Annotated in this window: 21 protein-coding genes; 17 read left to right on the top strand and 4 right to left on the bottom strand. The window is 70.7% G+C overall.

What is annotated here, in order from left to right:
• Nucleotides 1–2 precede the first annotated feature (2 nt).
• The 4 genes from ACT53Q_RS18930 (at nt 3) to ACT53Q_RS18915 (ending at nt 3,253) form a co-directional block, all read left to right on the top strand.
• Complete coding sequence (locus ACT53Q_RS18930; RefSeq protein ID WP_476188219.1) at nt 3–785, top strand: DUF4178 domain-containing protein; 783 nt, start codon at nt 3–5, stop codon at nt 783–785.
• Nucleotides 782–2,296: a polyamine aminopropyltransferase gene (locus ACT53Q_RS18925; protein ID WP_476188218.1), complete on the top strand. Its 1,515-nt coding sequence runs from the start codon at nt 782–784 to the stop codon at nt 2,294–2,296. Before ACT53Q_RS18930 ends, ACT53Q_RS18925 begins: the two co-directional genes overlap by 4 nt.
• 79 nt (nt 2,297–2,375) lie before the next feature.
• Entirely contained in the window at nt 2,376–2,789 is a 414-nt protein-coding gene (locus tag ACT53Q_RS18920; RefSeq protein WP_476188217.1) for a hypothetical protein, read from the top strand.
• 194 nt (nt 2,790–2,983) lie between these two features.
• Nucleotides 2,984–3,253: a GlsB/YeaQ/YmgE family stress response membrane protein gene (locus ACT53Q_RS18915; protein WP_476188216.1), complete on the top strand. Its 270-nt coding sequence runs from the start codon at nt 2,984–2,986 to the stop codon at nt 3,251–3,253.
• Nucleotides 3,254–3,329: 76 nt separating this feature from the next.
• On the opposite strand, the gene ACT53Q_RS18910 is transcribed toward ACT53Q_RS18915, so the two are convergent.
• Nucleotides 3,330–4,649, bottom strand: a complete 1,320-nt coding sequence (locus ACT53Q_RS18910) for an SNIPE associated domain-containing protein (RefSeq protein ID WP_476188215.1) — start codon at nt 4,647–4,649, stop codon at nt 3,330–3,332.
• Nucleotides 4,650–4,696: 47 nt separating this feature from the next.
• A complete protein-coding gene (gene xth / locus ACT53Q_RS18905; RefSeq protein ID WP_476188214.1) occupies nt 4,697–5,467 on the bottom strand; it encodes an exodeoxyribonuclease III in 771 nt (256 codons plus the stop codon).
• 550 nt (nt 5,468–6,017) lie between these two features.
• On the opposite strand from xth, the gene pgmB reads away from it, so the two are divergent.
• The 3 genes from pgmB (at nt 6,018) to ACT53Q_RS18890 (ending at nt 13,930) form a co-directional block, all read left to right on the top strand.
• On the top strand, nt 6,018–9,161 hold the full coding sequence (gene pgmB, locus ACT53Q_RS18900) for a beta-phosphoglucomutase (protein ID WP_476188213.1): 3,144 nt from the start codon (nt 6,018–6,020) through the stop codon (nt 9,159–9,161).
• A gap of 98 nt (nt 9,162–9,259) precedes the next feature.
• Nucleotides 9,260–11,689, top strand: a complete 2,430-nt coding sequence (locus ACT53Q_RS18895) for a TonB-dependent receptor (RefSeq protein ID WP_476188212.1) — start codon at nt 9,260–9,262, stop codon at nt 11,687–11,689.
• A 120-nt stretch (nt 11,690–11,809) separates the two neighbouring features.
• Complete coding sequence (locus ACT53Q_RS18890) at nt 11,810–13,930, top strand: hypothetical protein (RefSeq protein ID WP_476188211.1); 2,121 nt, start codon at nt 11,810–11,812, stop codon at nt 13,928–13,930.
• Between the two features lie 98 nt (nt 13,931–14,028).
• Here ACT53Q_RS18890 and ACT53Q_RS18885 read toward each other — a convergent pair whose 3' ends face one another.
• Nucleotides 14,029–15,453 carry a coniferyl aldehyde dehydrogenase gene (locus tag ACT53Q_RS18885; protein ID WP_476188210.1) on the bottom strand — a complete coding sequence of 475 codons (1,425 nt, stop codon included), beginning with the start codon at nt 15,451–15,453 and terminating at the stop codon, nt 14,029–14,031.
• Nucleotides 15,454–15,482: 29 nt separating this feature from the next.
• On the opposite strand from ACT53Q_RS18885, the gene ACT53Q_RS18880 reads away from it, so the two are divergent.
• From ACT53Q_RS18880 to ACT53Q_RS18865, 4 genes are read left to right on the top strand one after another with little or no spacing between them, the layout of a single operon-like run.
• The gene (locus tag ACT53Q_RS18880) at nt 15,483–16,052 is read left to right on the top strand and encodes a gamma carbonic anhydrase family protein (RefSeq protein ID WP_476188209.1); all 570 of its coding nucleotides are present in this window, start codon (nt 15,483–15,485) and stop codon (nt 16,050–16,052) included.
• Nucleotides 16,053–16,062: 10 nt separating this feature from the next.
• A complete protein-coding gene (locus tag ACT53Q_RS18875) occupies nt 16,063–17,058 on the top strand; it encodes a DUF2157 domain-containing protein (protein WP_476188208.1) in 996 nt (331 codons plus the stop codon).
• Complete coding sequence (locus ACT53Q_RS18870) at nt 17,055–18,125, top strand: DUF4401 domain-containing protein (RefSeq protein ID WP_476188207.1); 1,071 nt, start codon at nt 17,055–17,057, stop codon at nt 18,123–18,125. Before ACT53Q_RS18875 ends, ACT53Q_RS18870 begins: the two co-directional genes overlap by 4 nt.
• A complete protein-coding gene (locus ACT53Q_RS18865; protein ID WP_476188206.1) occupies nt 18,122–18,718 on the top strand; it encodes a GDYXXLXY domain-containing protein in 597 nt (198 codons plus the stop codon). Before ACT53Q_RS18870 ends, ACT53Q_RS18865 begins: the two co-directional genes overlap by 4 nt.
• A gap of 16 nt (nt 18,719–18,734) precedes the next feature.
• Here ACT53Q_RS18865 and ACT53Q_RS18860 read toward each other — a convergent pair whose 3' ends face one another.
• Entirely contained in the window at nt 18,735–18,989 is a 255-nt protein-coding gene (locus ACT53Q_RS18860) for a YkgJ family cysteine cluster protein (RefSeq protein WP_476188205.1), read from the bottom strand.
• A gap of 178 nt (nt 18,990–19,167) precedes the next feature.
• Here ACT53Q_RS18860 and ACT53Q_RS18855 point away from each other — a divergent pair, with 178 nt between their 5' ends.
• Genes ACT53Q_RS18855 through ACT53Q_RS18830 form a run of 6 tightly spaced genes read left to right on the top strand, consistent with a single transcriptional unit; the run spans nt 19,168 to nt 26,108 of the window.
• Nucleotides 19,168–19,866 (top strand): RDD family protein, encoded by a 699-nt coding sequence (locus ACT53Q_RS18855; RefSeq protein ID WP_476188204.1) that lies wholly within the window; start codon nt 19,168–19,170, stop codon nt 19,864–19,866.
• Nucleotides 19,867–19,877: 11 nt separating this feature from the next.
• Nucleotides 19,878–20,903 carry a stage II sporulation protein M gene (locus tag ACT53Q_RS18850; protein WP_476188232.1) on the top strand — a complete coding sequence of 342 codons (1,026 nt, stop codon included), beginning with the start codon at nt 19,878–19,880 and terminating at the stop codon, nt 20,901–20,903.
• Nucleotides 20,893–22,563 (top strand): DUF4129 domain-containing protein, encoded by a 1,671-nt coding sequence (locus ACT53Q_RS18845; protein WP_476188203.1) that lies wholly within the window; start codon nt 20,893–20,895, stop codon nt 22,561–22,563. The genes ACT53Q_RS18850 and ACT53Q_RS18845 overlap by 11 nt, the downstream gene beginning before the upstream one ends.
• Nucleotides 22,560–23,705 carry a DUF4350 domain-containing protein gene (locus ACT53Q_RS18840; protein ID WP_476188202.1) on the top strand — a complete coding sequence of 382 codons (1,146 nt, stop codon included), beginning with the start codon at nt 22,560–22,562 and terminating at the stop codon, nt 23,703–23,705. Before ACT53Q_RS18845 ends, ACT53Q_RS18840 begins: the two co-directional genes overlap by 4 nt.
• Entirely contained in the window at nt 23,702–24,700 is a 999-nt protein-coding gene (locus tag ACT53Q_RS18835; RefSeq protein ID WP_476188201.1) for an AAA family ATPase, read from the top strand. The genes ACT53Q_RS18840 and ACT53Q_RS18835 overlap by 4 nt, the downstream gene beginning before the upstream one ends.
• Nucleotides 24,701–24,722: 22 nt before the next feature.
• Nucleotides 24,723–26,108: a DUF58 domain-containing protein gene (locus ACT53Q_RS18830; protein WP_476188200.1), complete on the top strand. Its 1,386-nt coding sequence runs from the start codon at nt 24,723–24,725 to the stop codon at nt 26,106–26,108.
• The last annotated feature ends 428 nt before the right edge of the window (nt 26,109–26,536 follow it).

The following is a 26,536-nucleotide window of genomic DNA, read 5'->3' as shown; positions in this document are numbered from 1 at the left end:
GCATGAGCGCGCCCTTCGACCTGCTGCGTGTCGGCGACGCGCTGTGCATCGACGCCGTCGAGTACGTCGCCAGCGGGCACCTGACCCTGCGCACGACCGACGGCGACGAATGGCGCGAATGGCTGCTCGTCCCGCGCGGCGTCGCGCCGGCGGAAGCCGTGCGCAGCGAACGCCAGCGCTGGCTGAGCCGCGAGCCGGGCGAAGGCCTGCGCCTGTGGACGCCGATCGCGTTGCCGCCGACGATCGACGCCGCCGCGCTCAAGCCCGGCCAGCGCCAGCGTGTCCGCGACCGCGACTACCGCGTGGAGGACCGCTACCGTTTCCACGCCACCGCGATGTTCGGCGACGTCGGCGGCGACGCTGCGCCGCAGGAGGCGTTCGACGGCGTCGACCTGCGCGGCGGATCGCAGCAACTGTCGATCGAATGGAACGCGCGCGGCACCGACGCCACCCTCGGCCGGCAGGTCGGCAGCCACGAGCTGCTCCGCTGGTCGCGCGAGGCCGGCGGCACGTTCGCCGAGCGCGTCGGCGCCGCCGCTTCGCGCAAGGCGAGCGCCGCGCGGTCGGTCGACAAGCGGAAAGCCACGTCGCTGTTCACCGGTGACGACGCGGTGGGGCCGTGGATCGCAGGTGGTCTGATGGTGCTGCTCATCGTCGCGCTGGAAAGCTGCGACGACGACTGCGAGCGGCGCAGGAATCCGGCCACCGGCCAGTACGAGACGTATTGCGACGACGGCATGCGCTCCGGCGGGCACCGCAACTTCGGCAGCTGGGGCGGCAAGTGAGCGCGCTGCCGGCGCCGGGCCGGCTGGGCATCGCGGTAGTGCTCACCGCGGCTGCGGCGATCGTCTACGAACTGCTGATCGGCACGCTGTCGACCTACCTCAACGGCGACAGCGCGCTGCAGTTCTCGCTGACCATCGGCACCTTCCTCGCCGCGATGGGCACCGGCGCGTTCGTCGCGCGCGAGGTCGGCGACGATGCGCTGCCGCGACTGCTGCGCATCGAGGTCGCGGTGGCGCTGCTCGGCGGTTTCGGCGGCCTGCTGCTGTACGCCGCGAACGAAACGGTGCCGGAAGGCTATCTCGCCTGCATGGTCGCGCTGGTCGCGGCCATCGGCCATCTCGTCGGCATGGAACTGCCGATGCTGGCCGAACTGCTGCGCCGCGCGGGCGGCTGGCGCAACGCCTTCGCCGGCGCGCTGTCGCTGGACTATTTCGGCTCGCTGATCGGCTCGCTCGCATTTCCCTTCGTGCTGCTGCCGACGTTCGGCGCGGTGAAGGCCGCGCTGTTGACCGGCGTGGTCAACCTCGCGGCGGTGTGGCTGCTGTCGTCGGGCAATGCGGCGTCCGACCTGCGCGGGCCGCGCCGCGCCGCGCTCGTCGCACTGGTGCTGCTGATCGCCGGTCTCGTCGGCGCGAACCGCATCGTGTCCGGTTTCGAGGAGCGGCTGTACCGCGACCAGGTGCTGCACGCCGAGACCACGCGTTTCCAGCGCATCGTCGTCACCCGCTTCCGCGACGACCTGCGGCTGTATTCCGATCGCGAACTGCAGTTCTCCAGCCGCGACGAATACCGCTACCACGAGGCGCTGGTGCACCCGCTACTCGCGGCGGTGCGGCATCCCGAGCAGGTGCTGGTCGTCGGTGGCGGCGACGGCCTCGCCGTGCGCGAAGTACTGAAGGACCGGCGCGTGCTCGGCGTGACGCTGGTCGACATCGATCCGGCGATGACCGCGCTGGCACGCGGCTTCGGCCCGATCGTCGCGCTTAACCGCGGCGCGCTCGCCGATCCGCGCGTGCGCGTGGTGAACGCCGACGGCTACCGCTTCCTGCTGCACGACGCGCGCACCTACGACGCGGTGGTGCTGGACCTGCCCGATCCGCGCACCGAGGCCATCGCGCGGCTGTATTCGCGCGAGTTCTATACGCGGCTGCTGACGCGGCTGCACCCCGACGGCGTGCTGGTGACGCAGGCGAGTTCGCCGTACTTCACCCGCGAGGCGTTCTGGAGCATCGACGCCACCCTGCGCGCGACCGGCCTGCAGACGCGGCCTTACCGCCTCTACGTGCCGTCGTTCGGCGAATGGGGCTTCGTGATGGCGTCGCGGCGGCCGATCGACTGGCCCGGCCTGCGCCTGGCGCTGCCGCGGCGCTGGCTGACGCGCGCGATCCTCGACGATGCGGCGACGTTCGATGCCGACACCGCGCCGACCGCGGACGCGCCGGTCAGCACCTTCGAATCGCCGGCGGCCTGGCGCCTGTACCGCCGGCGCGTGCGCTACTGGAAGGACTGACGCCGCGTCGCGACCGCATGCCCGCGAGGCAGCCGGGCGCTATCATCGCCGCGGATTCCCAGCGAGCGGAGACGGCGGCATGAAAGGCGCAGGCGGCACCCCGGGCGGCATCGGACAGTTCTTCCTCGGCCTGATGGCCGCCGTCGCCGGCGGCTGGCTGCTGACCAACCAGGTGCAGGTGACCTCGGGCGGCTACTGGTCGGTGTGGGGCTACAACGGCTTCGGGCTGTCGCTGATCCCGTTCATCATCGGCACCGGGATGATCTTCTTCGACGGCAAGTCGATCCTCGGCTGGCTGCTGCTCGCCGCGGGGCTGGTGATCGTGTTCGTCGGCATCCTGTCGAACCTGCAGATCTATTTCCGCTCCACCAGCCTGTTCAACACGCTGCTGATGCTGGCGCTGCTCGCCGGCGGCCTCGGCGCGATGGCGCGCGCGCTGCGCAGCGTGCCCGCGGACGACAGCGGCGGCGCACGCCCGCGCGACGGCGGCTGACGCCGGCACGCGCGTCGTGCACGGCGCCCGGGCGTTCGTGCGCGACGCGGTGGGAGAATCGAGAAAGTGGCGGATTTCCCGCCGATTCCTCGGGTTTCCGTCGCCCGCCTGAACGGTTTCGGCGCTGCGTCGCCGCGGCCACGGCAGTGCCCTACAACGTGCACACCTTCACCACGCACGTTCGGAGCACGCACATGGGCATCCTCATCTGGCTGATCGTCGGCGGCATCATCGGCTGGCTCGCCAGCCTCCTCATGCGCCGCGATGCGCAGCAAGGCATCCTGCTGAACATCGTCGTCGGCATCGTCGGCTCCTTCATCGGTGGCTTCCTGATCGCGCCGATGCTCGGCTCGGGCACCGCCAACACCGGCGACTTCTCGGTGCCGGGCCTGCTCGCTTCGCTCGGCGGCGCGATCGTCCTGCTCCTGATCGTCAACCTCATCACCCGCGGCCGCGCACGCTGAGCGTCGCCGTCGCGGCAACGAAAAAGCCCGGCTTCGGCCGGGCTTTTTCGTCGGAATGGTGTTCTGCAACGAGCTTTCACCCGCCTCGTGCGATCTCAAGGCTTAAACGGTACTCCTCGGCCGGCGCCTCAACGGTGAATTCGACGATTTCGACTTGGTGTTGTTTGAGTACTTCGAGCACTTCGTGGGGCTTCGTACGGAAGAATTCCCGGCGGAGATTGATCCGATTGAGGCGCGCTGCCGAGAAGTGCTGGTGAAGCATGGTCTCGATGCCGACGGCATCGGTCGAGAAAAAAAGAGCATGCACATCGAAACGGAAAGGTACGGAGGCATCGCCCAGTTCGTTGATGCGGTCCATCGGGTCGAGCCTTCTGGTCATGCCGATCTTGACCACATCATCTCCGAGTGCGCCAAGGTTCGAGATCACGTAAACGTAGCCGGCTCGGATGTTCGCTGCTCGGAAATCCACTTGCGAGAGTTCGTTTTCCGTTGACTGGATCGATGCCAGGATGCGCGATGCGCCTTCGGCGTCACCGCGTGCCTCCAATGCCGAAAGCACCGAGCGATAGTGATTCAGCTCCTTCTGGAGCTTTTCCCTTTCGCGTTCCAGCTCCTGCTGGGCCTTGCGTTCCTCGCGCAGCCTTTCCTTCTCCTCCCGATCCCGCTCTTTTTCCATCTTGACGGCCTCGAGATGCCTCGCCGCGAGTTCGATCTCCTCGACTCTGGATCGGTGATAAGCGTCGCGGATGTCCAGGGAAATCAGCGTGCCGAGCTTCCTGATCTGTTCACGAGCCTTGCCCAAGCGTTCGAGGGCGACCTTGAGGTTTCCGGCCCGAACCACCACCACGCAATTCTCCGCTTCCGCGTTATAGGCACGGAGCATCATCTTCGACATGTCGTCGACAAATTTCCTGCCCTTCGCTTCCGATCCATTGAAGGTGAATCCGCTGGCCGCCGAAGTGGCCTGTTTGTTTCGGATCGTCTCCTTGATTCGCGCACGAACGGATGCGAGTCGTTCGGCCAGCGACGCGGAATTTTCGGCCGGGTGAGAAAAATCGTAGAGCCCTTCGCTTTGAAGCGCATGCGCATTGCGGAGGTCGATGACGTCGGCCTCGGCTTGGCGAACCGCTTCCTGTGCGCGGGACAATTCGGCTGACGTGGCTCGAAGGGTTTGGTGCGCCGATGCGATGTCGCCATCGAGCGCTGCGATGCGGCGCAGCTTCTGCTCCACGTCATCCAGGCCGTAATGCGTGATCAGATCCGACTTCGCTTGAAGTTCCTTGTGCAGCGAAACGATCAATGCTTTTTGCTGGTTGGTCTCCGCCTCCAGGGCCATCGCGATCCTGCGGGCATTGAAGAAGCCGATCTTCTCGCGCCTTGGCGCAGCGTCGTCCATATGCAAGATCCTTATCGCATGAGTGAAAGACAGGGGCAATTTCCAGCTTAGCCAAGCGAAACCCACACCGGCGCATGGTCGCTGGGACGATCCCACGTGCGCGGCGTGCGGTCGATGTCGGCCGCGCTCGCCTGCGGACGCAGCGCGCCGGAGACCAGCGTGAGGTCGATGCGCAAACCGAGATTGCGGCGGAAGCCGGCCTGGCGGTAATCCCACCAGCTGAAGAAGCCGCCTTCGTCGTGATGCAGGCGATAGGCGTCGTGCAGGCCGAGGTCGAGCAGCCGCTTCAGCGCCGCGCGCTCGGCGGTGGAGGTGAGGATGCTGGCGTCGTTCCAGATCGCCGGGTCGTGCACGTCGCGATCGTCGGGCGCGATGTTGAAGTCGCCCATCACGACCAGCTTCGGATGCGCCTTCAGTTCGTCCGCCAGCCAGCCGTGCACGGCATCGAGCCAGCGCAGCTTGTAGTCGTACTTCTCGGTGCCGACGTTCTGGCCGTTGACCACGTACAGGTTGACCACGCGCACGCCGTCGACGGTGGCCGCGATCGCGCGGCGCTGCGCATCGTCGAAGCCGGGAATGCCGATGGTCACGTCCTCCAGCGCGCGATCGCGCGCCAGCAGCGCGACGCCGTTGTAGGTCTTCTGCCCCGCGAACACGCTGCGATAGCCCAGCCCCGCCAGCACCGCGTCGGGGAAGCGGTTGTCCTCGAGCTTGGTCTCCTGCAACCCGACCACGTCCGGCCGCGCCTCGGCCAGCCACTGTTCGAGATGCGGCAGGCGCACGTTGAGCGAATTGACGTTCCAGCTGGCGATCTTCATGGCCGGAGTGTAACGACAAACGTTTTCCGCGTGCCTTCGCAATGCATGCCGCGAACCCGTGCTTGCGCATGGACATCCCGCGCGTGATGCGGCGTGGTCGATCGGCTTCGGCGATGCGCTCGGCGAAGGCGCGAGGGCGACCGATGCCCTGCTCGAAGGTCGCGCGCGGATCGCTGCACCGGAACCGGCACGCAGGCCTGGGTACGGATCGCGGACGAACCGGCGGCGCAGGGAATCCAGCCGACCACGCCGGTGGCGCGTGCGACCCGACCCCGTTCGCGCCGGAGTGTGCTGCCCCGCAACAAAAGCGACCGCGCCCGATCCCGTCCGGACGGTCGTCGCGATCCGGGGCGGTGGTATCGGAATCGATCGCCATGCCGTCCAGGTGCTTCTTTCATAAAGGAAATCGATCGGAAGACCGGGCCGTCCCGCAGACCCGGCCCGGCCGCGCGCAACGGATCGCTCACGAATTGTTATCGATGTCTTGACACCGATAACAATCGGTTCCTAGGGTGGCGCCCATCTTCAGGGCAAGGCAGCGGCGAAGACGATGACGCGGGCGTTCGTACCCGATTCCCATCCCGACGGCGACGGCGCGAACGCCTCCGTGGCCGTGCGTCCGGCAGACCGGTCGCCGGCCGACGTCGACACGGGCTGGTGCCTGCGCCGTCGCGGTGACGATCCCGCCACCCGCGCCCGCGACGCCTCGCTGTTCGCCCTGGCCAATGGGTCGCTCGGCGTCCGCGGCGGCGCCGTGGAGGCGGTCGAAGGGTCCACCGGCTGCTTTCTCGCCGCCGTGTACGAACGCCATCCGATCGAGTTCCACGAACGCCTGCCCGGCTTCGTGCGCGGCACCGATTCCCGCGTGCCTGTCGCCGATGGCTGCAGCATCGTGCTGGTGCCCGGCGACGATCCGGACGCGGCGGCGCTCGACCCCGACGCCTGCGCCGGCGACGACGTCGAACGGTGCCTCGACCTGCGCACCGGGACGCTGCGCCATGTGCGCGTCCTGCGGATGCCGTCCGGCGGCCGGCTGCGGATCGAGAGCGAGCGCGTGGTCGCGCACGATCGCGATCTGCTCGCGATTCGCTTCCGCGTGACCTCGATCGACCACGACGGCCCGCTGATCCTGCGCTCGCGTCTGCATGGCGGCGGCCACGCGGCGAAACAGGGTGAGGATCCGCGCATCGGCAGTGCCGGCAGTCGCAAGCTGGAAACGGCGACGTGCGCGGCGGATGCGGCGGTCGCGAGCCTGGTGCAGCGCACGCTGCGCAGCGGGATCACGATCGCCTGCGTGCAGGCGCATCGCCTCGACGCCGTCGAGGTCGGCGACGGTGGAACGCAGGACGGCGCCCTCGCGTTCCTGCGCGCCGATGCCGGTGACGATGGCGCGACCCAGCAGTTCATCGCGCGGTTGCGCCCCGGGACGGGCGTGACGATCGAAAAGTTCGTCGCCTACGCGCATGCCGCCGACGGCCGGGGTCGCGATGCCGATGCGCTGCGCGACGCGGCGACGGCGATGGCGACGCAGGCCGCGCAGGCGGGATATGCCGCGATCGCGTCGGCGCGGGCGACCGCGCTGGACACGTTCTGGCGCGATGCCGATCTCGCGGTCGACGCCGATCCGGAGATCCAGCGCGCGCTGCGCTTCAATCTGTTCCACCTGTTGCAGTCCGCCAGCCGCGACGCCGCCTCCGGCACCGCCGCCAAGGGTCTGACCGGCGAAGGCTACGAAGGCCATTGCTTCTGGGATACCGAAGTCTTCGTGCTGCCGGTGATGGTGTTCACCGCGCCGGAGATCGCGCGGGCGATGCTGATGTACCGCCATCGCACGCTGGACGCGGCGCGCGCCAATGCGCGCGAGCTGAACCATCCGGTCGGCGCGCTGTATCCCTGGCGCACGATCGCCGGCGGCGAATGTTCCGCGCACTATCCCAGCGGATCGGCGGCGTACCACATCAATGCCGACATCGCCTACGCGATCGGGCTGTACTTCGACGCCACCGACGACATCGGCTTCATGCTCGACGCCGGTGCCGAGATGCTGTTCGAGACCGCGCGGATCTGGCCGCAGGTCGGGCATTTCGATCCGCTGCGCGACGGCGCGTTCGGGATCCATGCGGTCACCGGTCCGGACGAGTACACCGCGCTGATCGACAACAATTTCTACACGAACCGCATGGCGCAGCGACACCTGCAGCGCGCGGTCGCGGTGTGGGAACGCCTGGGACGGACGCATCCGGCAGGACGCGCGGCGCTGGCGGCGCGCCTGCGGCTGGACGAAGACGAGATCGCGCTGTGGCGCCGCGCGGCTGCGGCGATGCTGCTGAGGATCGATGCGCGCTTCGGCATCTACGCCCAGGACGATACCTTCCTGCACAGGCCGCGCTGGGACTTCGCGGCACACGGCGGCGCGGCGCGCGGCCGCGCGCTGCTGCTCGATCACCATCCGCTCACGCTGTACCGGTACCAGGTCTGCAAGCAGGCCGATGTGGTGATGGCGCTGGTGCTGGCCGGCGATGGCCTGGATGCCGAGGCCAAGCGGCGCAGTTACGCCTACTACGAAGCGATTACCACCCACGATTCCACGCTTTCGCCGGCCATCCACGGCATTCTCGCCTGCGAGCTCGGGCTGCACGAGCCTTCGCGGGCCTTTTTCCACCAGACCCTGCGGGTCGATCTCGACGACCTGCACGGCAATACCGACCACGGCGCGCACATGGCGGCGATGGCCGGCAGTTGGCTCGGCCTGACCTGGGGCTTCGCCGGCCTGCGCGTGGTCGATGGCGAACTGTGCTTCGCCCCGAGCCTGCCCGCGGGTTGGCGCGGGTATCGCTTCGGCATCCGCTGGCGCGGGCGCCGGCTCGGCGTGTCGGTCGCGGCCGACGGCGTCGAGTATCGACTGCACGACGGCGAACCGCTGCGCGTCCGTCACCATGGACGCACGCTCGATCTGCATGCACAGGCATGGCAACGCGTGGCGCTGGAAGCGCCCGCGACGACTTCGCCCGCGACATCGCCCGCCGCAGCGCCGGACATGTTCCCGCGCGCCTGCCGCGCGCTGATCTTCGATCTCGACGGTGTGCTCACCGATACCGCGCACGTGCATTACCGCGCATGGAAGCGATTGGCCGACGAACTGGGGATCGCGTTCGACGAGACCGTCAACCGGCGCCTGAAGGGCGTGGACCGGATGGGTTCGCTCGACATCCTGCTCGAGGCCGCGAGCCGCAATTACGGCGACGCCGAAAAACAGGCGCTGGCCGAGCGCAAGAACGCGTACTACCGCGAGGCGATCGCGGACTTCGGCCCCGACGATCTGTTCCCGGGCGCCCGCGAATTGCTGCGCGCCGCGCGGGCCGCGGGTCTGCGCCTCGGTCTCGCCTCGGCCAGCCGCAATGCGCCGGCGCTGTTGCGGAACCTCGGCATCGGCGATGCCTTCGACGCGATCGCCGATCCCGCGGCGGCGCGGCCGAAACCGCATCCCGATCTGTTCCTCGCCGCTGCCGCCGCGCTCGATGTCGATCCGCGCGACTGCATCGGCATCGAGGACGCCGCCAGCGGGATCGCCGCGATCCAGGCCGCGGGCATGGCCGCGGTCGGCATCGGCGACGCCGACGAACTGCAGGGCGCCGACCTCGTCCTGCCCGCGATCGCGCACCTCGCGCTGGAGCGCGTCGTATCCAGGCCCTGACGCGCGCGCTGCGCGCAACGACATCCCCACCACCACGCCCGACCACCGGGACCATCCACCGATCCCTCGTCGTACCCGATCCGCGGAGAGAACGTCACATGAAACGCTTCAACACCACCCGCTATGCCCTGTCGGTTGCCATCGCTTCGACCCTCGCCACGGCGTCGCTGCCGCTGTGGGCCCAGGAGCAGGCGCAGACACCGGCGCCCCCGTCCGGACAGGCGTCGCCACCCGACGATGCCTCCGCGCTCGACACGATCGTGGTCAGCGGCACCGCGAAATTCAGCGGCCTGCGCAAGCGCGACGCCAGCTTCTCGATCACCACCGCCACCGCCGAACAGATCCAGGAGGCCGCGCCGCTGAGCACCGCCGATCTGCTGAAGGTCGTCCCCGGCATCTGGGTCGAATCCAGCGGCGGCCAGACCGGCGCGAACATCGACGTGCGCGGTTTCCCCGGCGGCGGCGATGCGCCGTTCGTCACCGTGCAGCTCGACGGCTCGCCGCTGTATCCGCCGCCGACGCTGTCGTTCCTGGAGAACTCCTCGCTGTTCCGCCTCGACGACACCGTCGAACGCATGGAAGTGCTGCGCGGCGGACCGAGCCCGATCTTCTCGAACGGCCAGCCCGGCGCCACCGTCAACTTCATCCAGAAGAAGGGCGGCGAAGACCCCGAACACAGCGCGCGACTCACGCTCGGCACCGACAGCCTGCGCCGTTTCGACGGCTACAGCAGCGGCCCGCTGACCGCGGACAGCGGCTGGTACTACAGCGTCGGCGGGTTCTATCGCGAAAGCGACGGCGTGCGCAGCACCGGTTTCCCGGTCGACAAGGGCGGCCAGATCAGCGGCACGCTCACGCGGCGCTGGGACGACGGTGAAGTCACCCTCTACGGCCGCCATACCCGCGACCACAACGTGTTCTACACCGGCATCCCGCTGATCTCGCGCAACGGCGGCAGCGACATCTCCAGCTTCCCCGGCATCGACGCCACCACCGGCACGCTGATCGGCAACGATTTCCGCCGCGTCACCCTGCCCACCGGCGTCGGCGGCAACACCATCACCCGCGATCTGGCCGACGGCCGCGGCGTCGACATCTCGGTGTTCGGCGGTTCGCTCGACTGGCAGGTCGGACGCTGGACGATCAGCGACAAGTTCAACTTCCTCACCGGCGACGCGCCGACCAACGGCCTGTTCACCGGCGGCAACCCGCAGACGCTGTCGTCGTTCATAACCGACACCTACGGCGCCACTGCCACCGGCACCGGCACCTTCGTCAACGGCGGCGGCACGGTCTCGCCGGACCAGCAGGTGCTGGTCGCCGGCTGGTGGGTGGTGGACAAGGACCTGCGTTCGTTCACCAACGACATGCGCTTCAGCATCGACCTGGCCGATCGCAACACCCTGAGCTTCGGCCTGTACTACGCCGATTATTCGTCGAAGGACACCTGGTACCTGGGCAACAACATGCTGCTGACCGCGCAGAACAACGCGCGCCGGGTCAACGTCAGCCTGAGCGACGGCCGCGTCCCGACCCGCAACGGCTTCGTCGGCACCTCGTTCTACAACATCTTCGGCGACTACGACGGCCGCAACACCGCGGTGTTCGTCGCCGACCAGTGGAACGTGACCGACCGCGTCCGCATCGACGCCGGCGTCCGCCACGAGCGCCAGCAGATCGACGGCACCGTGGTCGATCCGGTCAGCGTCGATCTGGACGGCGATCCGAACACGCTGTACGACAACAACACCTCGGTCGCGCGCAACCCGCGCAGCATCGACCAGAACGACAGCCACAACGCCTGGACCGCGGGCGTCAACTTCAAGCTCAACGACAGCACCAGCCTGTTCGCGCGGATCAACTCCGGCTTCAAGTTCCCGGCCTTCGACAATCTGCGCGACGGCCAGACCAACGTGCAGGAGATCGACCAGTACGAACTCGGCCTGAAATCCGGCGGCGCGTTCTACGATCTCTACCTCACCGCGTTCCGCAACGATTTCACCGGGCTGCCGTTCCAGTTCTTCGATGCCGGCGGCAACAACGTCACCGCGATCGGCGATTCCAGCGCGTATGGTCTGGAGTTCGAGGCCGCGGTCCGTCCGGTGGGTGGTCTGGAAATCGCCGCGACCGGCGTGTACATGCGCGGCGAGTACGACCACTTCGGCAGCAACAGCGGCAACCGCATCAACCGCCAGCCGCGGTTCCAGGGCCGGCTGACGCCGAGCTACTACTGGAGCCTGCCCTGGGGCGATCTGAAGGTCCACGCCACCTACACCTATGTCGGCGACCGGTTCTCGGACTTCGCCAACGGCCAGCCGCTGCCGTCGTACCACACGTTCAACCTCGGTGCGGACATGCGGGTCGGCGAGCATTGGGATTTCGCCTTCAGCGGCACCAACGTCACCGACGAGATCGCGCTCACCGAAGGCAATGCGCGCGTCGCCGGCAGCGCCACCACCGGCGGTGTGTTCCTGGGGCGGCCGATCGAAGGCGCCGCCTACACGGTCTCGGCGGTGTATCGCTGGTGATGTACTGCGGCTGCATGCGCCGCGTCCTCCGGCCGATGTCCACCACGGCGTCGGTCGGAGGCGCGGGGCGTGGGCGCCATGGTGGTGACTCTCTTTTCGCGATCGGAGGCAGGACCGAAGATGCGTGACGGATCGAACCAGACGCCGGGAAGCCTGCAATGCGGCGTGTTCCGGTTCGCGCGTCGCGTCGCCTCACGGTTCGTACGCGTCGGGATGGTCGCCGTCTGCGCCTTCTTCGCTGTGTCGCCGGCGATCGCGGCGGAAGTGCCGCCGCTCGAATTCCGGATCGTCGAAGGCCACGTGCTCAACGCGTTCCATCGGCAGGGACCGATCGCCGCGCACCTGTTGCTGAGCGGCGGTCGCCATCCGCGGGTGCTGGTGGCCTTTCCCGCGGGCAACAGCGGCGTCGGGCTGTGGTTCGAAGACGCCGCCACGCCCGTCGAATGGACGCTCGACGGCGTCCGCGGTGCGGACATCCGCGATGCGCAGGGCCGGCTCCTTCGCGGCATCGTCGCCGAAGCGCGGATCGACGGCACGCTCGTGCTGCACGACGCGGCACTGGGCAGCGTCCGCACGCTGCGCGACTACCAGTTCGACCGGCGTCTGCCCGATGCGGTGAAAACGCCGCTGCAGGCGCGTGGCGACACGCTCGCCTGGGCGCGCCCGCGGCTCGACGGCGCGCCGGGGTACGCGCTGTCGGTGGACGTGATCGAGGGGGCGGTCGCGCGCGATGCCGACGGCCGCTGGCGGCTGTCGCCGAAGCGCCCGGGCGAACCGTTGCGGCTGCGCATCGCCGCCTACACCGGCGAAGCGCCGCTGACGCCGCTGGACGGCGACGCCCTGCTCAACGCGAACGCCGGCGACGACGTCCGCAGCCGGCAGGCGCTGGGCTTCCTCGCCTACCGCGAGAAATTCCTCGCCGGCTCGTGGCGGTTCAATACCTATTTCGGCCGCGACACGCTGATGTCGCTGCGCCTGCTGATGCCGGCGCTGGCGCCGGACGCGATCGAAAGCGGCCTGGGCGCCGTGCTCGAACGGCTGGATGCCGGCGGCGAGGTCGCGCACGAAGAGGAGATCGGCGAGTTCCCCATCTTGCGCCGGCGGCTCGGCACCGCACCCGCCGATGCGGCGACGCCGGACAAGCAGGACGCGCCCATCTTCGACTATGCGATGGTCGACGATGACTTCATGCTGGCACCGGTCGCCGCCGCCTATCTGCTGGAGACGCCGGAAGGCCGCGCGCGCGCGCAGGCATTCCTCGCGCGCCCGCTGCCCTCGGGCGAGCGCACCGGCGCCGCGCTCGCGCGCAATGCCGCCTTCGTCCTGCGCAGCGCCGCGCCGTTCGCGCGGCGGCCGCGCCACGACCGCCTGATCGCATTGAAGGACGATCGCAGCTACGGCCAGTGGCGCGACAGCCGCGACGGCCTCGCGCACGGACGCTATGCGTATGACGTGAACGCGGTGCTGGTCCCGGCGGCGCTGGACGCGATCGCGGCGTTCGCGCGCAGTGGCCTGCTCGATCCCCATGCCACGCCCGCACAACGCGTCGCGATGCAGGCGGCCGCGCGCGATGCCGCCATCTGGTCGCGCCATGCGCCGGCGTTGTTCCGCGTGCAGGTGCCGGATGCGCGCGACCGCATCGGTGCTTACGCGCGATCGATCGGCGTCGATGCGGACGCCGCGCTGGCCTCGGTGCCGGCGCGCGGGCTCCGGCTCGATGCCCTGGCCCTGGATGCGCGCGGCACTCCCATCCCGGTGCTGCATTCCGACGGCGGTTTCGCGCTGCTGTTCCGCACGCCGCCGGCCGGCGACCTCGATCGCCTGCTGGCGGCGACGCTGCGTCCGTTTCCCGCCGGGTTGATGACCGATGCCGGCCTGCTGGTCGCCAATCCCGCGCTGGCCGGCGAGGATCTGCAGCGGCAATTCGGCCGCAACGCCTATCACGGCACCGTGGTGTGGTCCTGGCAGCAGGCGCTGTTCGCCGCGGGACTCGCCCGGCAGCTGCGACGGACGAATCTGCCGGCGCCGGTGCGCGCGCGCCTGCGGAGCGCCCAGCGCAGGCTGTGGGCGGTGATCGACGCCACCCACGACTGGCGGACCTCGGAACTGTGGACCTGGTCCTGCGCCGACGGCCGCTACACGCCTGTGGCCTTCGGCCAGAACGGCGGCGACGCCGACGAATCGAACGCGGCGCAGCTGTGGAGCACGGTCTATCTGGCGATTCCGCGGCCCGTGGATTGAGCGGGAACGCGCGCTGCCGGGATCGCGGACGACCGCGCCCGCGCCATGTCGTCTCTTTTCGCGGGTCCGCGAAACGGAAACCGCTTCGGTGATCGCGATCAGCCGACCAGCATGCGGATCATGCGATCGATCCTGCCGCGATACGGCGGCTTGATCAGGTCGGTCGCGTTCCAGCGCGCCTGCCACAGCACCGGCATCGGCTTGGTGAAGGCGTCGAAGCCGGCGCGCCCGTGGTACTGGCCCATGCCGCTGGGGCCGATGCCGCCGAACGGCAGGTTGGTGGCGGCGAAGTGCAGCAGCGTGTCGTTGACGGTGACGCCGCCGGCGATCAGCCGCCCGAGGATGCGTTCGACCGTGCCGCGGTCGCGGCTGAAGGGATACAGCGCCAGCGGCCGGTCGTGCGACTCGACGTAGGCCAGCGCCTCGTCCAGCGACGCGTAGCCGCGGATCGGCAGGATCGGGCCGAAGATCTCTTCCTGCATCACCGTCGCGTCGTCGCCCGGGTCCAGGACCAGCGTCGGCGGCAGCAGGCGTTCGGCGTCGCCGCGCGCCGCGTCGACCTGCGCCAGTTCGATCACGTCGAGGCCGCGGGCGCGGGCGTCGTCGACGTGGCCGCGCAGGCGGCGGTACTGGCCGTCGTTGACCACGCGGGTGTAGTCGCCGGCGTTGGCCATGTCGGCGCCGTAGCGGGCGTGCACCTGCGCGCGCAGCGCCGCGACCAGCGCATCGCGTCGCGCGGCGTCGATCAGCACGTAGTCCGGCGCGATGCAGGTCTGGCCGCCGTTGAACCATTTGCCGCTGGCCAGCCGCGCGGCGGCCTGCTCGATCGGGAAATCCGCGGCGACGATCGCCGGCGACTTGCCGCCGAGTTCCAGCGTGAGCGGCGTGAGGTGCGGCGCGGCCGCGGCCATCACCTTGCGCCCGACCGCGGTCGACCCGGTGAACACGAGATGGTCGAACGGCAGGCCGGAGAACGCGGCGCCCACGTCCGCGCCGCCGATCGCGACCGCGACGCGATCGGCCGGGAACACGTCGGCCAGCAGCGCGCGCAGCCATTCGCTGGTGCGCGGCGTGTGTTCCGACGGCTTCAGGAACACGTGGTTGCCGGCGGCGATCGCGGTCGCCAGCGGCACCAGCGCGAGGTTCACCGGATAGTTCCACGGCGACATCACGCCGACCACGCCGACGGCCTCGCGCCGCACCTGCGCGCGCGCTGGCCACAGCTGCCAGCCCACCGACGCACGCTGCGGCCGCATCCAGCCGCGCAGGTGCTTGCGGAGGTGGTCGATCTCGCCGAGCACGGTCATGCCGTCGGCGACCAGCGTCTCGTGTTCCGACCGGTGGCCGAAGTCGGCCTGCACCGCCTTCGTCATCTCGCCCATGCGCGCCTTGAACGCGGCCTTCAGCCGGTCGAGGTCGGCCATGCGCTGCGCGCGGTCGGGCCGCTGCGCGCGCCATGCGGCGCGCAGGCGGTCGAGGGTGGAGGCGAGGGTCGGGGCGAGGTCGGTGGCGTCGGTATCCATACGGCGGAGTGTAGTGCTTAAATGCCGGCATGACCGACCCCGCCACCAGCGCCGCGAACGCGGCCATCCGCCCCTACCTCCACCACGTGCCGACGCTGGGCGCCCGCGTCTACGTCGATCCCGCGGCGGTCGTGATCGGCGACGTCGTGCTGGGCAAGGACACTTCGGTGTGGCCGATGGTCGCGATCCGCGGCGACGTGAATTTCGTCCGCATCGGCGACCGCACCAACATCCAGGATGGCACCATCGTCCACGTCAGCCACGACGGCCCGCATGCCAAGCTCGGCGGCTTCGCCACCCGCATCGGCAGCGACGTCACCATCGGCCACAAGGCGATCATCCACGCCTGCACCATCGAGGACGCGGTGCTGATCGGCATGGGCGCGATCGTGCTCGACGGCGCGGTGGTGCGGAAGCACGCGCTGGTCGGCGCCGGCGCGCTGGTGCCGCCGGGCAAGGTCGTCGGCGAAGGCGAGATGTGGCTGGGCAGCCCGGCGAAGTGCGTGCGCAAGCTCAGCGAGGCCGAGATCGAGGCGCTGTACTACTCCGCGCAGCATTACGTGCGCTTGAAGGACCAGTACTTCACCCCGCCGGCATGACGCCACGACCATGACCGACGGCGCGTTGCACCGCTGGCGCGAGACCGCCGCCGACCTGGCGGTGCTGCGCGGCTGGCGGCGCGACGGACGCATCGCGGCGAACCTCACGATCGACACCGTCCCCGAGGCCGTGCAGTGGCGCGGGTTCCTCGACGTGCTGGCGCTGTGGCTCGGGGTCGCGCTGTGCGCGGCGGCGGCGGTGTGCTTCATCGCCGCGAACTGGGACGCGATGGGCCGCTTCGCGCGGCTCGGCGTGATGGAGGCGGCGCTGGTGGCGGCGACCCTTGCCGCATGGCGGCTGGGCATCGCGCGGCCGGCGGGGCAGGCCGCGCTGGCGCTGGCGACGGTGCTGCTGGGCGGCCTGCTGGCGGTGGTCGGCCAGACCTACCAGACCGGCGCCGACACCTGGGAGCTGTTCGCCCTGTGGACCGCGCTGGCGCTGCCGTGGACGCTGGCCGCGCGCAACACCGCGCAGTGGCTGGGCTGGGGGCTGCTGCTGAACCTGACCGTCGGCCTGCGGCTGGGCCTGGGGACCGCCGACCTGTGGCTGCCCGAGGCCGGCGTCGCGCTGCCGCTGGGGCTGCTCGATCTCGCGTTGGCCGCGGTCTGGGCGGGCGTGGCGTGGCGGCGTCCCGACCTCGCCGGGCCGCTGGGCGCGCGACTGCTCGCCGTCGCCGCGATCGGCCTGCTGGCGTGGTCGGCGATGCTGCACATCGTCGAAGCGCCCCGCGACATGCCGTTCTCCATCCGCGCGCTGGCCGTGACGACCTGGGCCGCGGCGACGCTGGCCGTCGGCGCCGTCGCGCTGCGTGGGCGTCGTGACGTGCCGCTGCTGGCGATGCTGATGCTGGGCGCGATCGGCGTGGTCACCTGCGCATTGGGGAAGGCGCTGCTGGAGGGCCATCCCTGGAGTGGCCTGTATCTCGTGATGGGCCTCGTGGTGGTGGCGCAGGCCACGCTCGCCGTGATCGCGCTGCGGCGGCTCGCGCGCGGGGGCAGCGCATGAGCACGCCAGCGCGGGACGCGCGGCTGTGGGCGCGCCTGCGCGAGGCCGGGCAGGTGGCCGGCGAGATGCCGGCGCATGCCGACACGCCGTGGTATCTCGCGGTGCTGTCCGGCACGGCGGCGTGGGTGGCGGCGGTGTTCCTGTTCGTGTTCGTCGTCGACGGCCTGCACTGGTACCGCGAGCAATCGGGGGCGATGTTCGCTTTCGGCGCGGCCAGTGCGGCGTTCGCGCTGGCGGCGATGCATCGGGCGCGCGGGCGCATCTTCGTCGAGCAATTGGCGGTCGCGCTCAGTCTCGGCGGGCAATTGCTGATGGGCGTCGGACTGGATCAGGTCTACGTCCGGATGTTCGGCAGTGCACAGACGCCCTGGCTGTGGGTCGCGGTCGCGGCCATCGCGCTGGCGATGCACGCGTTTGGCCGGTTGCCGCTGCACCGGTTCCTGTGCGGCGTCGTCTTCGCGGTGGCCGTGCTCGGCGCCTGCAGCGCCGACATTCCCGGGCTGCGGGTCGTCGCCGCGCCGCTGCTGGCGTGGCTGGCGCTGGCCGCATGGTGGCGCAGCGAGGCGCACGATCAAGTCGCGCCCGTACTGTCGCCGCTGGCGTGGGCGCTGAGTCTGGTGGCGCTGCTGGCGGTGGGCTTCGTCGATCTCGACGACTGGCATTTCAGGGATCTTGGCGCATGGGGGGTCTGGCTGCGTCCGCTCGGCGACGCGCTGATGGCGCCGCTGCTGCCGGTGTGCGCGCGGTGGCTGCTGCGTCGCCAGGCGGGCGTCGCGCCGCGCACGCGCACGGCGTTGATCGCACTGTCGTGCCTGCTGGCGCTGGCCTGCTGGCGCGCGCCGGGCGTGACGTTGGCGACGATGCTGGCGCTGGTCGGCTTCGCGCTGCACCGGCCGGTGCTGCTGGTCGTCGGCATCGTCGGCATCGGCGCCTATCTGCTGCGGTTCTATTTCCAGCTGGACACGACGTTGCTGGAGAAATCGGGCTGGCTGCTCGCGGCCGGCGCGTTCCTGCTGCTGGCGCGTGTCGCGGCGCGTCGTGCGCTGCCCGCCGAGGTGGCGCTATGAGCCGGCCGCGCAACGCGCTGCTCTGGGGCGGCCTGCTGCTGGCGCTGGTCGTGGTCAACCACGGCGTGGTGAAACGCGAGGGCATCCTCGCCGACGGTCGCCCGCTGCTGCTGGAACTCGCGCCGGTCGATCCGCGCGCGCTGATGCAGGGCGATTACATGGCGCTGAGGTATGCGGCGCAGGACGGCATCCTGGATGCCTTGCATGCCGGGTGGGGTTGCGGCCAGAGGACGACCGGCAATTCGGCGGCCGCCTTGCGTTGTCTGGGCAACCGTTCCGTGCTTTCCCCGAACTTCAATGATTGCGGCAGCGAAGGCTGCCACGACGGCTACGCCGTGTTCGCCGTCAATCCCGACGGCGTCGGTCGTTTCCTGCGCGTGCAGCCGGCGCCGCGGCCGGTCGCCGCCGGCGAGGTCGCGGTGCGCTTCCGCGAGCGCGGCTGGTTCGAGATCCGCATCGCCGGCAATGCGTGGTTCTTCCCCGAAGGCCAGGGCGCGCGCTATGCGCCGGCGCGTTACGGCGAACTGCGGGTCGACGCCGACGGCACCGCACTGCTGGTCGCGCTGCGCGACGCAGCGCGCAGGCCGCTCTGATCCGCGGACGCGACCGTCACGGCCGCGTCGCCGCCTCCAGCAGGTCGAGCAGCGACAGCGCCTCCTCGCGCGAGGCGCCGCACATGCCGGGTTCGGGTTGCAGCGTGGCGCAGAAGCCGGGGCGCTCGGGGCGACCGAACAGGCGGCAGCCGAAGGCGTCGTCCAGATGCACGCACGGGATGCCCGCGGGCTTGCCGTGGGGCATGCCGGGCAGGGGCGTGGCGATGGAGGGCGCGATGCAGCACGCGCCGCAGCCGGGTCGGCAGTCCATGGGCAGTCGGGTTCGGGGGCGGCGCCAGTGTGACCGAAAGCGCGGAAAGCGGTCGCAGCCGCGGCGCGGCACGGTACAGTAGGCGTCGCATGCGACGAGCGAAGACGGGATCCGGGAAGGGCGGGATGGCGGCGACACACGGGGACAAGGGAATGCGGGCGGGAGTCCCGCGCATCCGATGAGGGTTGCCGTGCCGCTGCTGGACACCGTGCGTCCGGTCTACACGCCCGAGGGCGTGGCCCTGCGCCTGCCGGCCGCCGGGCCGGTGCCGCGCGCGATCGCATGGCTGATCGACTGCGCGGTGCGCTGGGCGATCCTGCTGATCGTCTCGACCCTGATGGGCGTGCTCGGCAGCGCCGGGTTCGGGCTGTACCTCATCGCCTACTTCGTCGTCTTCTGGGGCTACCCGATCCTGTGCGAGACGCTGTGGGACGGGCAGACCCCGGGCAAGCGCGCGCTGGAGCTGCGGGTGATCGCCGAGGACGGCGCGCCGATCGGCTGGCTGGCGTCGATCGTGCGCAATCTGCTGCGCACCGTGGATTTCCTGCCGCTGGGCTACGGCGTCGGGCTGGTGGCGAGCTATGCCGATCCGTGGGGCCGGCGGCTGGGCGACATGGTCGCGCGGACCATGGTCGTGCACGCGCCGCGCGACCGGCTGCCGCTGCGCACGCCGGTGGAAGGCGCACAGGCGCCGCAGCATGCGCTGCAGCCGCAGGAGCAGGCCGCGGTGATCGCGTTCTCCGAGCGCGCGCCGCAGCTCACCCAGGAACGCCGCGAGGAACTGGCCGACATCGCCGCGCCGGCGGTCGGCACCGGCGGCGCGATCGGCGTGCTGCGGCTGCAGGCCGTCGCCAACTGGCTGCTGGGGCGCGCATGAAGCACGCGGTCATGCGCCAGGAGGCGTTCATCGCCCGCCACCACGAGGAGTGGGATGCCTTCGAGGCCTGGCTGGTCGCCCGCGGCGACAGCCCGCGCGACGCGCGCAAGTCGCAGTCGAAGTGGACCGGCCTGCGCGACGAGGACATGCCGGCGCGCTACCGCCGCCTCTGCCAGCAGCTGGCGCTGGCGCGCAGCCGCGGCTACGGCCCGCAGGTGGTGGAGCGCCTGCAGGGGCTGACCCAGCGCGGCCACGCGGTGTTCTACCGCGCCGCGCCGCCGCAGTGGCGGCGTGCGCTGGAATTCTTCCTCGCCGAATTCCCGCGCCTGGTGCGCGGGCTGCGCGGCTGCCTGCTCGCGGCGTTCCTGCTGTTCACGGTGCCGCTGGTCGGGTCGTTCGTGGCGGTGCAGATGCAGCCGGAGCTGGTCTACACGGTGATGTCGCCCGAGGAAGCCGAGCAGATGGAGCAGATGTACGACCCTGCCGATCCGCAGCGCCGGCTCGGCCGCGAGAGCGGCGAAGACCTGACGATGTTCGGCTTCTACATCATGAACAACGTCGGCATCGCCCTGCGCACGTTCGCCAGCGGGCTGATCTTCGCGGTCGGCAGCGTGTACGTGCTGATCATGAACGGGCTGATGATCGGCGGCACCGCCGGGCACCTGCAGGCGGTGGGGCACGGCGATCCGTTCTGGCGCTTCGTCGCCGGCCATTCGGCGCCGGAACTCACCGCGATCGTGCTCTCCGGCGCGGCCGGGATGCGCCTGGGCCTGGCGCTGGTGGCGCCGGGCCGCCGGCGCCGCGTCGACGCGCTGATCGAAGCCGGCCGGGCCGGCGCGAAGCTGTGCCTGGGCATCTTCGCGATGCTGGTGTTCGCGGCGTTCGTGGAAGCGTTCTGGTCGTCGATCGGCTGGATCCCGACGGCGGTGAAGTTCGGCGTCGGCGGCACGCTGTGGTGCCTGGTCTTCCTGTGGCTGGGGCTGGGCGGACGCGGCACGCCGCCGGCCGCGGCGCCGGGGAGCGTCGATGCGCCTTGAGTCGCTGACCGTCGAGCTGCGCCCGCGCTCGTCGTGGGAAGCGATGGAGCTGGGCACCGCCCTGGTGCGCCGCCACGCGGCCGCGATCTGGGGGCCGTGGCTGCTGGTCAGCGGCCTGGTGTTCGCGCTGCTGAACCTCGTCGCGTGGTGGCTCGACCACGTCTGGATCGCGTTCCTGCTGCTGTGGTGGTTGCGGCCGGTATTCGACCGCATCCCGCTGTACGTGCTGTCGCGCGCGGTGTTCGGCGCCGCGCCGCGCGCCGGCGAGACCCTGCGCGCGCAGTTGCGCTGGGGCTGGCAACCGATGCGCGGGCACCTGACCTGGCGCCGGCTCAGCCCGATGCGCGCCGCGACGCTGCCGGTGGACCTGCTCGAAGGCGCCGATCGCGCGCGCCTGCCCGAACGCCGGCGGGTGATCGCCGGCGGCGTCGCCGGGTCGGCGATCCTGCTGATCTCGATCTGCATGCTGTTCGTGCTGGCGCTGGAACTGTCGCTGCTGGCGCTGACCCTGCTGTTCGTCCCCGACCAGATGGTGCCGCAGCTGTTCCAGGACCTGATGGTCGACTTCGGCAAGGGCATTCCGCCGTGGGCGCAGTTCGCGCTGAACCTGGTCGACTGGCTGGCGATGTCGTTCGTCGAGCCGTTCTACATCGGCGCCGGTTTCGGCCTGTACCTCAACCGCCGCACGCAGCTGGAAGCCTGGGACCTGGAGATCGCCTTCCGGCGCATGCGCCGGCGGCTCGAAGGCGCGGCCACCACCGCCGGCGCGGTGCTGCTGGCGCTGGCGCTGCTGCTGCCCGCGGCGTGGCCCGCGCAGGCGGCCGATGCCCCGAACGTCTGTCCCGGCGCGCCGAAGAAGACCGCGGCGCCCGCGAAGCCGGCGGCGAAGAAGCCCGCCGGCAAGCTCGCGAAGGACGCCACGGAAGCCGCCAAGGCCGCCGCGGAGGCGGCCGAAGCCGCGGCCGACCAGACCCCCGAGTTCGAGACGCGCACGCTGGAGCAGATCTTCGGCGACGACACGGTGGATCACCGCGGTTTCGATCGCGCCGCGGCGAAGACCTACTGCGACCCGACCTTGCGGCCGACGATGGAGCGCAGCAGCTGGCAGCGGCGCGACCGGACGGAAGCGCCGGAACCGGAGGCGCGGGAAGCGCCGGGCTGGATGAAGGCGCTGTCCGCCATCGCCGGCTTCCTGATCGAGAACGCGCTGTGGTTGCTGCTGGGCGTGCTGGCGGTGGTGCTGTTCCTCACGCGCGGCCGCTGGTGGCCGTGGCTGGCCGCGGCCACGGCGATGCCCGCCCCCGAACCGCCGCCGGTCGACACCCACGCGCTGGCCGAAGCCGAGCCGTTGCCGCCGGACGTGGCGACCGTCGCCCGCCGGCTGTGGGCCGAAGGCCAGCCGCGGCGCGCGCTGGCGCTGCTGTACCGGGCCAGCGTCGAGGTCATGGTCGCGCGCATCGATGCGCATCCGCCGCCGGGCGCCACCGAGGCCGACTGCCTGCGCCTGTCGCGCCGCCTGCCCGAGGCCGAGGACCGCGAGGCGTTCCAGCGCATGGTCCGGGTCTGGCAGTACGCCGCCTACGGCCACACCCTGCCCGCCGCCGACGAGTTCGAAGTCCTCGTCGGCATGCTGGCGCAGCGCTTCCGGTGGGCCGCATGAGCCGCGGCGCGCAGGCGTTGCGCATCGGCCTGGTCGTGCTGCTCGCGGCCGGGCTGATCGCGCTGTTCACGTGGTGGTGGCTGCGCACCTTCGAGCGCGTCACCGAGACCATCGACCTGCCGCCGAAGGGCGAGGCCGCCTACAACCCGCTGTACGCGCTGAAGAAGACCTTGCTCGCCGAAGGCCGCAAGGTGGACGCGCGCCAGCGCATCGATCGCTTCGGCCACCCGCCGGCGCCGGCGGACACGATGCTGCTGCTGGGCGATCCGCGCACGCTGGGCGAGGCCGACGCGCAGGCCCTGCTCGCGTGGGTGGCCGACGGCGGCCACCTGATCATGCGCACGCCGCCGCCGGGCATCGTGCTCAACGCCGCCGACGTGCCGCTGCTGTCGGACCTCGGCATCGTCGCGATGGACGCCGACCCGCTCTGCCACGGCCTGCAGGTCGGCAAGTTCGAGCACCACCGCGAGTTCTGCTTCGGCCGCCGCTTCTACTTCACCGACGAGGACGCCGAGGTCGCCGCGACCTGGGGCGACGAGGACAAGGCCGAATACGCCTACGCCCGCGTCCTCCACGGCAAGGGCAGCGTCGACGTGCTGGCCGACCTGGATTTCCTCCAGAACGACGAATTCGAGGAAGACGCGCACCCGGCGCTGGCGCGCCAGCTGCTGGCGCCGAACTGGAATGCCGGCGGTACCTTCCACCTGATCTACAGCGCCGAGATGCCGTCGCTGTGGGCGCTGCTGTGGGAGAAGGGCTGGCGCGTGATTGTGGCGGCCACGCTGGCGCTGCTGCTGTGGCTGTGGATGCGTGCCGAGCGCCTGGGCCCGCTGCGGCCCGCGCCCGCGCCGGACCGGCGTTCGCTGCTGGAGCACGTGCAGTCCAGCGGCGACCATCTGTGGCGCTACGGCCGCCGCAACCTGCTCTACGCCGCCGTGCACGACGCCTTCCTGGCCCGCCTGCGCCGGCGCGATCCGCTCGCCGCCGCGCTCGACGGCCCGGCGCAGATCGACGCCATCGCCCGACGCACCGGCCTGCCGATCGCCGAGGTCGAGGCCGCGCTCCGTTATCCCCGTCCCGGCGACGCCCGCGACTTCGTGTCGCGCATCGCCCGACTCCTGCAACTGAGGAACCGACTATGACCGAACCGACCTCCACCGCGGCCGCGCCGCAGCCCATCGTCGGCGAAGCGCTGGTCGCCCGCGCCGCCGCCGTGCGCGACGAAGTCGCCAAGGCCTTCATCGGCCAGGACGACGTGCTCGACCAGATCCTCATCGTGCTGCTGGCCGGCGGCCACGTGCTGATCGAAGGCGTGCCCGGCCTCGGCAAGACGCTGCTGGTGCGCGCGCTGGGCCAGGCGCTGGGCTGCGGCCACGGCCGCGTGCAGTTCACGCCCGACCTGATGCCCAGCGACGTCAGCGGCCACGCCGTCTACGACCCGAAGACCGAGCGCTTCGCGATCCGCCGCGGCCCGATCTTCACCAACCTGCTGCTGGCCGACGAGATCAACCGCGCGCCGGCGAAGACGCAGTCGGCGCTGCTGGAAGCGATGCAGGAGCAGCAGGTCACCATCGAAGGCACCAGCCATCCGCTGCCGGCGCCGTTCATGACCCTCGCCACGCAGAACCCGGTCGAGCAGGAAGGCACGTATCCGCTGCCCGAGGCGCAGCTCGACCGCTTCCTGCTGAAGGTGCTGATCGACTATCCCTCGCACGCCGACGAAGTGAGCATGGTGACCGCGGTCGCCGGCGGCCGCGCCGCCGCGCACTTCGACCTGTCGAAGGTCGGCGCGGTGCTGCGCGCCGAGGAGATCGTCGCGATGCAGCTGGGCACCGCGCTGGTGACCGTGGACCCGGCGGTGATCGACTACGCCGTGCGCATCGTCGCCACCACCCGCAAGTGGCCGGGCATCGCGCTCGGCGCCGGCCCGCGCGGCAGCCTCGCGCTGGTGCGCGCCGCGCGCGCGCAGGCGGTGCTGTCCGGCCGCGACTTCGTCACCCCGGACGACATCCGCAGCATCGCCAAGCCGGCGCTGCGCCACCGCATCGCGCTGTCGCCGGAGATGCAGATCGAAGGCCAGACGCCCGACCAGGTGCTGGACGCGCTGCTCGCCAAGGTCGACGCGCCGCGGCAGTGACGCCCTCCGACCCATGAGCCCCGTGACGCCTCCGCCCCTTCGCCCGCCGCTGCCGGCCGCGCCGGCGCCCGCCGCCGTGCGCGCCTGGCCGCGCCCCGCGCCCGCGCTGGTGTGGGCGTGCGTCGCGCTGGCCGCGCTCGGCCTGGCGGTGCACATCGGCTGGTTGCCGCCGATGGCCTGGCTGGGCGCGCTGGCGGTGCTCGTCGCGCTGGCGTTGTTCGACGTCTGGCGCCTGCACGTCGCGCCCACGCCCGAGGTCGCGCGCGCGCTGCCCGAGGCCTGGCCGATCGGCGTCGAGCGCGAGGTCGAACTGCGCATCGAACACTACGGCCGCCGCCAGCGCGTGACCGTGCACGACCTGCATCCCGGCGACTGGGACGCGCACCGCGACGAAGACGACGGCGAAATGCCGCGCACGCTGGTGCTCGCCGGTGACAGCGTGTCGACGCTGCGCTACCGGTTGAAGCCGGAAGTGCGCGGCAACTTCACCTTCGCCGGCACCCAGTTGCGGCTGGCGTCGCCGCTGGGTCTGTGGCGGCAGTCGCGCGTGGTCGGCACGCCGCAGCAGGTGCGCGTGTTCCCCAACTTCGCGCCGCTGGCCGGGTTCGCGCTGTTCAGCGCCGAACAGGCGTCGCGGCTGGTCGGTGCGCACATCAAGCGCCGCCGCGGCGAAGGCACCGACTTCCACCAGATGCGCGAATACCGCGTCGGCGATTCGATGCGCCAGATCGACTGGAAGGCGACGGCGCGCGCGCGCAAGCTGATCTCGCGCGAATACCAGGACGAGAAGAACCAGCAACTCCTGATGGTCGTCGACACCGGCCGGCGCATGCTCGCGCACGAAGGCGGACTGTCGCACTTCGACCGCGCGCTGGACGCCACGCTGGTGGTGTCGTACATCGCGCTCAAGCGCGGCGACGCCGTCGGCCTGTTCACCGCCGGCGGCGAACAGCGCTGGGTGTCGCCGCAGCGCGGCATGGGCGCGATCGACACGCTGCTGCGCGCCAGCTACGACCTGCAGCCGGCACCGGTCGCCACCGACTACCTCGCCGCCGCCACCGAACTCGCCCTGCGCCAGCGCCGCCGCGCGCTGGTGATGCTGGTCACCAACCTGCGCGACGAGGACATCGAGGACGTGCTCGGCGCCGTGCGCATGCTGCAGAAACGCCATCTCGTGGTCGTCGCCAGCCTGCGCGAACGCGACCTCGACGAAGCCCTCGACCAGCCCGTCGCCGACGTGCGCAGCGCCGTCCGCGCCGCCGCCGCCGCGCGCTACATCGCCCAGCGCGCCGCCGCCCACGACCTGCTGCGCAACCACCGGGTCAGCGTGCTCGACGTGACCTGCGAGCAGCTGCCTGCGGCGCTGGTGGAGCAGTATCTGACGATCAAGCGGAGCGGGTTGCTGTAGCGAGCTTCGGATGCTGCCGCTCTATGCCACGTCGTGCAGCATCGGCCTCGAAAGCCCTTCTTTTCCGTCATCCCGGCGCAAGCCGGGACCCAGCTCTGAACGCACTACTGTTATCCGGAGGTTTCGCTCGCTGCCGCGAGCGAGTCACCTTTCTTTGCTTGTGCAAAGAAAGGGTGACCCAAAGAAAGCACACCCCGTCGGTCGCGCCCGACGCGTTGCGCCGGGTGCACGGGCTTCGCGGGGTTTTTCGACAGCACATCCTTGTGCTGGTCGAAAAACGCGCGGCGTCCTGCCGCGCGCCCTTCGGGCCTGATCCGCGAAGCCCGTCGCGACCAGGGGCCCCGGTAGATCAAGACCATGTTCGGCTAGCGGTGATGGCCAGCGATTCTTCCACTCGCCGCATTCAGGACGACACCGCGCCACGAGGC

The organism is Lysobacter sp. DMC97 (assembly GCF_056313745.1).
This window is presented reverse-complemented; position numbering and strand designations above follow the sequence as displayed.